The following is a 2,343-nucleotide window of genomic DNA, read 5'->3' on the forward strand; positions in this document are numbered from 1 at the left end:
ATATGTAGAGACACTGCCGTGTCTCCCTAACATCTCATTTGTCGCCCTAACTTGGGCAGCAAAATGCGGTCGAATCCTCTGCCAGGCTTGGGTTTTCTTAATTTTTGAGAAGCGGTTGAAGGCCATAACAACTCCAGAAAAAGCAGCAGAGGGAGGTTGCACTATATTCCGGCAATCTCTTGCAGCTTGCCTTGCGATTGCTCTCGTTTTTGAAGCTGTGCATGCCGCCAGTGCCGCTGGCCGGGATGTGCCCCCGGCAGGGCAGTAACTTTCTTTTGCGTGGCCCGGCGTGTGTCAAGGTAGTTGTCGCCTCAGCAGCCGTTAGGCTGCCTGCTTGAGAAGGGTTTTTCGCTCTCTTTCCGGATTGAGGTACACAGCGTCTTCAAGCTGCCAGTTCCTCAGGCCTGCTGCCCAGCGTTGCGGATTAAGCCTGCGGGCTTGCTCGTACAGTTCTGTGCGTTTTTGTAGCAACGCCGGGTCCAGCCTGCGGTGGCGTTGGTTGGGTGTGACGTATTTCAGCGCACTATGGCGGTGCTCGTCGTTGTACCAGGCCACAAAGCGCACTACCCAGTCGCGGGCCTCACCCAGCGTATCAAAGGGCCGTCCAGGCCACATCGGGCAGTACTTGGCCGTCCTGAACAGTGCCTCCGCATACGCGTTGTCATTGCTCACCCGCGGTCTGCTGTACGAGGGCTCCAGGCCCAGCTCCTGCATCGTCGCCAACAGGTTGGAGCCTTTCATCACCGAGCCGTTGTCCGAGTGCAGCACCACGGGCTTGCCCACCGTCTGCTCACGCAGGCAGCCGCGCCTGACCAGTTGGCACGCGTAGCTGGAGGATTCGGCTTCGTGCACCTCGTTGACGATGAGCTTGCGGCTGTAGATGTCCTTGACCATGTACCAGTAAAAATACTGCCCTTTGACCGTGGTCGGCATCCAGGTTATGTCCCAGCACCACACTTGGTTCGGGCCATCCGCACGGTGTGTCGTCAGTGGCCGGGCCACAGGGGCCTTGCTGCGTCCGCGGCGGCGGTTTTGCCCTGCGGCTCTGAGCACCCGGTAGAAGGTCGATTCGCACGCCAGGAAGATGCCTTCATCGGCCAGCTTGGGCACGATCTGGTGTGGTGTCAGGCTGGCGCAGTCGGCCCGGTTGGCGGCCTGTAGCACTGCCCGTCGCTCTTCTTCGCTGAGCTTGTTGGCTGGCGCAGCGCGCTGTGCCTGTGGGCGGCGGTCGCACGGGCTGAGTCGCCAGCGCTGTACGGTGCGCACCGTCAGGCCCAGCGCTTGGCACGCCAGGGTCTGGCGTGCACCGGCACATACCGCTTCATCAATCAATTTGAGTGCTTCACCGCGATCGGGGGGATTGATCATTTTTCCTCTGCCGGATGTTCCGGCTTGCCCCAGATCGCGTCGGCTTTTTTTCCCAGCACCAGCAGGGCTGCCGTTTCTGCCAACGCTTCATTTTTGCGGCGCAACTCGCGCTCGAGCTGGCGTATCTGCGCTTGCAGCGTCGGGTTGTGCACTTGCCCCACGGTGCTTGGCAGTTTGCCGGGCTTTGAGCCGTTTGCGGTAGTGGATTCTTCTGGCCCCACCTCTTCGTTGGCACCCTCACACGCCAGGCGCCATTGCGTGAGCTGCTCAGGCAAGATGGCTTTGGCCCTGCAGTATTGGCCCACTTCCGCCTGGCTCAATGGGGCTGTCTCCAGTACTGCCCTGAACTTGTCGGCACTGCTCCAGCGTTCGCTGGCAAGTCCTGCGGGCACCAGTTCTCCCAGTGCTCTGGCCGCATTGCGCCAGTTGCGTAGCGACACCTGGGTGATGCCCGTGTCCCGAGCCAACTGCACCACTGTGAGGTTTTCTGGTGCCTTCATCTTCTCCACCGCCCACTTCTTTTGCTCTGCCGTGTATCTCTTGTGTTTCATGCTTTGTCTTTTGCCGCCCATCTTTGCCATTAAATGTTGAGGCGACATCTATCCTGACATGGAGGGACACAAAAGAAAGTTACTGCGCCGCCGGGCGCACATCCCGGCCGGGGATGCCAGCAGGCACCCAGAAAACGTAAACGCCAACCCGCCAATAGGGGTCGGAGCACACGCGCGACTGGGCGGGAGGGTTGGCCTCCATTTTTCGACGCGCGTGGATGATCCGACCCCCATTGGCTACCGTCCGTACAGCCCCACAGATTGCTTCCCTTTTGATAGCCAAAAACAGGAGCGGCTCACGCCCATGGAACAAGCGCTAGAGGCACTTTTAGTACCCCAAAAAACACCTCAATCCTCAAAAATCCGCGTCTGCGCCGCTTCCCCTGCCCGCACCCAGCCCCGGTACATGCCCGCGCTGATGTAG

General features: G+C 60.0%; 1 protein-coding gene. It reads right to left on the reverse strand.

What is annotated here, in order from left to right:
• Positions 1 to 321: 321 nt before the first annotated feature.
• Positions 322 to 1,919 (reverse strand): IS3 family transposase gene (locus AC097L_RS23200; protein WP_479589103.1). Its coding sequence is split into 2 segments (ribosomal slippage): positions 322 to 1,421 and positions 1,421 to 1,919, totalling 1,599 coding nucleotides; the frame shifts between segments, so codons are not numbered across the junction.
• Positions 1,920 to 2,343: the final 424 nt, after the last annotated feature.

The organism is Rhodoferax sp. RT5P35 (assembly GCF_056521385.1).